Consider the following 5,480-nt stretch of genomic DNA (forward strand, 5'->3'; position numbering starts at 1 on the left):
GTTTAGCTTCAAACACTTGGCTCGCTGCGATCTCTCGTAGCGGGAGGCGAATAATACAGCGTTTAAATCCGCTGTCAACTGCCTTTATCACCGCTGCCGATCTTTCGATCGAAGCCCTTACAGCATCGCCTGAACCACCTAACTCGTTGAATCTCAAGGAGTTTGTCGTTCCGTTTTCGCTGGAAGTGGGGCGCATTATAAGGGGATTCGAAAGGGCGTCAACCTTTAATTTCAAGAAAGTGAAATATAAGGGGAAAAGACCGCATCAGGGCTAACAGGTGCTCGCCACAACCCCTTCAGCGCTCGATCTGATAGGCGCCAAAGAAACAAAGGCGAGCACCTTTCAAACCCAACTCGATCCCAAGACAGGCACCCCGCAACCTACCCCATCATCAAACCGCCCTACCCTGCTTCCTGACCAACCTTGCCAACCCCCGCGAAACCGCTGGAATCCTCAACCCCATCAACACCACCCCAATAAACGCATAAATCGCCCACTCCCGCAGATCCGAACGAACAATCCACAAAAAATGCAGTAACCCCAACCCCAACACCGCATACACCAGCCTGTGCAGCTTCTTCCACCGCGCCCCCAAACGCCGCTGGCTATACCGGTTGGAGGTAACCGCCAACGCCAGCAACCCAAGGAACCCCAGCGCCCCCACTATTATGTAAGGCCGCTTGCGCAACTCCACCGCCAACTGCCCCCAGTCCAGCCCGAGAATAAAGAACAGGTAGGCCAGGATATGCAGCACGATATAGGCAAACACCCACAGCCCCAGCTGCCGACGCACCACGACCCAGCCCGACCATCCCGTCAGCTTCTGCAGCGGGGTCATGCTCAGGGTAATCAAAAGAAAGGTAAGCGCCCCAAGCCCAAGACGGTCCATGATGATCTTCCCAGGATCCGGCCCGAGCAGATTCATCGCAGCCTCATATAACCACCACGCCGGGAACAGGCACCCCACAACAAAGATGGCCAGGCGAAACCAGGGATAGCGCATCAGTAGTTCTTCCGCAGATCAAGCCCGGCATACAGCGACGCCACCTCATCGGCGTAGCCATTGAACATCTGTGTCTCACGCACATTCGGGCTGAACAACCCGCTGGGCAGCCGACGCTCACGCGCCTGGCTCCAGCGAGGGTGATCGACTGTCGGGTTCACGTTGGCATAAAAACCATATTCATCCGGCGCCAACCCTTCCCAGGTAGTACCAGGCTGTTCGGCAACCAGGCTGATGCGCACGATAGACTTGATGCTCTTGAAGCCATATTTCCACGGCACCACCAGCCGCAATGGGGCGCCATTCTGATTGGCCAGCTCCCGGCCATACATGCCCACTGCCAGGATGGCCAAGGGATGCATCGCCTCGTCCAGGCGCAACCCCTCTCTATAAGGCCAGTCGATCAGGGCGAACCCCGAACGCTGCCCAGGCATATGCTCTGGGTCCTTCAAGGTCTCGAACCGCACATAGCGCGCATTGGAGGTGGGCTCAACCTGCTTGAGCACCTGCGCCAAGGGAATACCCAGCCAGGGAATGACCATCGACCAGGCTTCGACACAGCGCAGTCGGTAGATGCGTTCTTCAAGCTGGTAGGGTTTGACGAAGTCCTCAAGCGCATAGCGCCCAGGCTTGCCGACTTCTCCATCCACCACCACCGACCAGGGCTCGGTCTTGAGGCTGCCGCCATTGGCCGCCGGATCGCCCTTGTCAGGCCCGAACTCATAGAAGTTGTTGTAGTGGGTAGCATCCTTGAACGGCGTGATCGCTTCGTCCTTCACTGTTACCGCTTGCCAGCGCGTGGCTGCAAGTTTGTCGGTGAACCAGCTTGGCGGAGTACCGGCCTGTACATCGGCATAGCGGGAGGCTTCGGCTGCACTCACCCTGCCTGGCAGTGAACCCAGGGCAAGGCCAGCCATGGCGCCACCCAGCAAGGTGCGACGGGAAAGGTAAATGCCTTCGGGGGTGATCTCCGACGCCTTGCACTCGGAAGACCTGGGAAGCTTGATGAGCATGGTCGGCTCCATAGCACTGGTAAAGGGTATACCAGTAAGACTATGGAGCCGGAGGGTTATTCCAGCATTAAATGTTTGTCACCCTTTACGCCGGCGGGCCTTGAGCAGGAACTGGACAGGGCCCGACGCTGCATAGGCGAGGAAGATCAGCAGCAGGATACGCGGCGGATCGCTGAACACCACCGCAAACACCAGCACCACGGCAAGGATCGCCACGAACGGCACACGGCCCTTCAGGTCAAGCTCCTTGAAGCTGTTGTACTTGATGTTGCTGACCATCAGCATGCCGGCAGCAGCCACCAGCAACGCCACCAGGAACGACAGCTTGGAGCCCTGGATGCCGTAGTCACTGAACGCCCATACGGTACCGGCCACCACACCCGCAGCAGCCGGGCTGGCCAGGCCGATGAAGTAGCGCTTGTCGGCGGTGCCGACCTGGGTATTGAACCGGGCCAGGCGCAGTGCCGCACCGGCTACATAGATGAAGGCGACCATCCAGCCGACCTTGCCCATGTCACCCAGTGCCCAGCCAAATGCCAGTAACGCCGGGGCCACGCCAAAGGCGACCATATCCGACAGCGAGTCGTACTCGGCGCCGAAGGCACTCTGGGTATTGGTCATCCGCGCAACGCGGCCATCCAGGCCGTCGAGCACCATGGCCACGAAGATGGCGATGGCGGCAAAGGCGAAGTACTTGCTCGCCTCGCGCGGGTCACCCGCACTCAGGGCGCTCTGCGCGCTCATGGAGTTGATGATGGAATAAAAGCCGGCAAACAGGTTGGCGGTGGTGAACAGGTTGGGCAGCAGGTAGATGCCGCGGTGGCGCACCTTGCGACCTTCCGCGTCATGCCCTTCTTCAACGTGCTCATCGACAGGTAGCAGGCTTTCGGCGTCGGAGGGCTTGTTCGGCTCTTCGGGACGTTCGCTCATGGAGGGTACCTTGCAACAGGATGGAAAATGTTCGACACGGGCCGGCGAAACAGGTTCTGACAGCAGGCCACTGGTCTGCTTTATACCAGAAGCTGACTGCCAGAACGAAAAAACGCGGCCGAAGCCGCGTTTTTCATGATGCGATAAAACTTAGTTCTTGGCTTTGTCGACGATTTTGTTCGCCGAGATCCAAGGCATCATCGAGCGCAGTTGCTCGCCGATGATCTCGATGCCGTGCGAAGCGTTGTTGCGGCGCTTGGCAGTCATCGATGGGTAGTTGGTAGCACCTTCGGAGATGAACATCTTCGCGTACTCGCCGTCCTGGATGCGCTTCAGAGCGTTGCGCATGGCCTTGCGGGATTCTTCGTTGATGACTTCCGGACCGGTAACGTACTCACCGTACTCGGCATTGTTGGAGATCGAGTAGTTCATGTTGGCGATGCCGCCTTCGTACATGAGGTCAACGATCAGCTTCAGCTCGTGCAGGCACTCGAAGTAGGCCATTTCCGGCGCGTAGCCAGCTTCAACCAGGGTTTCGAAACCGGCTTTGACCAGCTCGACGGTACCGCCACACAGAACAGCCTGCTCACCGAACAGGTCGGTTTCGGTCTCGTCCTTGAAGGTGGTTTCGATGATGCCGGTACGGCCGCCACCGACGCCAGCGGCGTAGGACAGGGCGACGTTCTTGGCGTTGCCCGAGGCGTCCTGGTAGATGGCGATCAGGTCAGGGATGCCGCCGCCTTTGACGAACTCGGAGCGAACAGTGTGGCCCGGGGCTTTCGGCGCGATCATGATCACGTCGAGGTCGGCACGCGGAACAACCTGGTTGTAGTGGATCGAGAAGCCGTGGGAGAAGGCCAGGGTAGCGCCCTTCTTGATGTTCGGTTCGATCTCGTTCTTGTACAGAGCGCCCTGGAACTCGTCCGGGGTCAGGATCATGACCAGGTCGGCGGCAGCGACGGCGGAGGCAACGTCGGCAACTTTCAGGCCGTGGGCTTCAGCCTTGGCAACAGTAGCCGAACCTTTACGCAGACCGACAGTAACGTCTACACCGGAGTCTTTCAGGTTGCACGCCTGAGCGTGGCCCTGGGAGCCGTAACCGATGATGGCGACTTTCTTACCCTGGATGATGGAAAGGTCGCAGTCTTTATCGTAGAAAACTTTCATGAAAATACCCCTGGTTATATCTCGGCCCCTGCGGAGCCATCGCTAATTTTTGAATTTAGATGCTGAGCACTTTGTCGCCACGGGCAATGCCGGTAACGCCGCTGCGCACGGTTTCGAGAATCGATGCAGTGCCGATCGCCTGGATGAAGCTGTCCAGTTTGTCGCTGGTACCACTCAGCTGCACGGTGTACACGCTGGCGGTAACGTCGACGATCTGGCCACGGAAGATGTCCGTGGTGCGCTTGATCTCGGCACGCTGGGCACCGGTGGCCTTGACCTTGACCAACATCAGTTCACGCTCGATGTGAGCGCTCTCCGACAGGTCGACAAGCTTGACCACTTCAACCAGCTTGTTCAGGTTCTTGGTGATCTGTTCGATCACCTCGTCATGGCCAACTGTGGTCAGCGTCAGACGCGACAGGGTCGGGTCTTCGGTCGGCGCCACGGTCAGGCTTTCAATGTTGTAGTTGCGCTGGGAGAACAGGCCGACCACACGGGACAACGCACCAGGTTCGTTTTCCAGCAGCAGGGAAATGATGTGCCGCATATCAGGTACGCTCCGTCTTGCTCAGCCACATGTCACGCATCGAGCCATCCTTGATCTGCATCGGATAGACATGCTCACTGCGGTCAACCGCGATGTCGATGAACACCAGGCGGTCCTTCATCGCAAATGCTTCTTCCAGCTTCGGCTTGAGGTCCTTCAGGCTGGTGATGCGGATACCCACATGGCCATAGGCCTCGGCCAGCTTGATGAAGTCAGGCAGCGACTCGACGTACGAGTGCGAGTGACGACCGTTGTAGGCCATGTCCTGCCACTGGCGGACCATACCCAACACACCGTTGTTCAGGTTGACGATTTTCACCGGCAGGCCGTACTGCATGCAGGTGGACAGTTCCTGGATGTTCATCTGGATACTGCCTTCGCCGGTCACGCAGGCCACGTCCTGGTCGGGGAAGCTGAGCTTTACGCCCATCGCCGCCGGGAAGCCGAAGCCCATGGTGCCCAGGCCACCGGAGTTGATCCAGCGGTTCGGCTTGTTGAAGCGGTAGTACTGCGCCGCGAACATCTGGTGCTGGCCCACGTCGGAGGTGACAAAAGCATCGCCATGAGTCACTTCGCACAGGGTTTCGATGACTTTCTGCGGCTTGATGACGTTGCCGTCGCCCTTGTCGTAAGGGAACATCTCGCCATCGCCACGCCATTCGTCGATCTGCTTCCACCAGGCATCCAGCGCCGCCTTTTCAGGCTGCTCGCCGATTTCCTTGAGGATGCCGAGCATTTCGCCGAGCACGCTGTCGACCGGACCTACGATTGGCACGTCGGCCTTGATCATCTTGGAGATCGACGCCGGGTCGATGTCGA

General features: G+C 58.6%; 7 protein-coding genes. 1 reads left to right on the forward strand and 6 read right to left on the reverse strand.

What is annotated here, in order from left to right:
* Positions 1 to 275, forward strand: a 275-nt coding sequence (locus HP546_RS31155; protein ID WP_218584604.1) for a hypothetical protein, incomplete at its 5' end; no start/stop codon positions are given.
* A 117-nt stretch (positions 276 to 392) separates the two neighbouring features.
* Here the strand turns inward: HP546_RS31155 and msrQ are convergent.
* The 6 genes from msrQ to HP546_RS25005 all read right to left on the reverse strand — a co-directional run.
* A complete protein-coding gene (gene msrQ / locus HP546_RS24980) occupies positions 393 to 1,004 on the reverse strand; it encodes a protein-methionine-sulfoxide reductase heme-binding subunit MsrQ (RefSeq protein ID WP_172230908.1) in 612 nt (203 codons plus the stop codon).
* A complete protein-coding gene (gene msrP, locus HP546_RS24985; RefSeq protein ID WP_172230911.1) occupies positions 1,004 to 2,017 on the reverse strand; it encodes a protein-methionine-sulfoxide reductase catalytic subunit MsrP in 1,014 nt (337 codons plus the stop codon). The genes msrQ and msrP overlap by 1 nt, the downstream gene beginning before the upstream one ends.
* Positions 2,018 to 2,095: 78 nt before the next feature.
* A complete protein-coding gene (pssA, locus tag HP546_RS24990) occupies positions 2,096 to 2,947 on the reverse strand; it encodes a CDP-diacylglycerol--serine O-phosphatidyltransferase (protein ID WP_172230914.1) in 852 nt (283 codons plus the stop codon).
* A gap of 150 nt (positions 2,948 to 3,097) precedes the next feature.
* Complete coding sequence (gene ilvC, locus HP546_RS24995) at positions 3,098 to 4,114, reverse strand: ketol-acid reductoisomerase (protein ID WP_172230917.1); 1,017 nt, start codon at positions 4,112 to 4,114, stop codon at positions 3,098 to 3,100.
* 55 nt (positions 4,115 to 4,169) lie between these two features.
* Positions 4,170 to 4,661, reverse strand: a complete 492-nt coding sequence (ilvN, locus tag HP546_RS25000; protein WP_003250040.1) for an acetolactate synthase small subunit — start codon at positions 4,659 to 4,661, stop codon at positions 4,170 to 4,172.
* 1 nt (position 4,662) lies between these two features.
* A partial coding sequence (locus HP546_RS25005) for a thiamine pyrophosphate-dependent enzyme (RefSeq protein ID WP_256678531.1) occupies positions 4,663 to 5,480 on the reverse strand: 818 nt, incomplete at its 5' end.

The sequence above is a fragment of the Pseudomonas sp. CM25 genome (genome assembly GCF_013179705.1).
Lineage (GTDB): Bacteria > Pseudomonadota > Gammaproteobacteria > Pseudomonadales > Pseudomonadaceae > Aquipseudomonas.

Coding starts and splice junctions, on each gene's coding strand:
- msrP (WP_172230911.1), bottom strand. CDS start 2,017: ATGCTCATCAAGCTTCCCAGGTCTTCCGAGTGCAAGGCGTCGGAGATC.
- ilvC (WP_172230917.1), bottom strand. CDS start 4,114: ATGAAAGTTTTCTACGATAAAGACTGCGACCTTTCCATCATCCAGGGT.
- pssA (WP_172230914.1), bottom strand. CDS start 2,947: ATGAGCGAACGTCCCGAAGAGCCGAACAAGCCCTCCGACGCCGAAAGC.
- ilvN (WP_003250040.1), bottom strand. CDS start 4,661: ATGCGGCACATCATTTCCCTGCTGCTGGAAAACGAACCTGGTGCGTTG.
- msrQ (WP_172230908.1), bottom strand. CDS start 1,004: ATGCGCTATCCCTGGTTTCGCCTGGCCATCTTTGTTGTGGGGTGCCTG.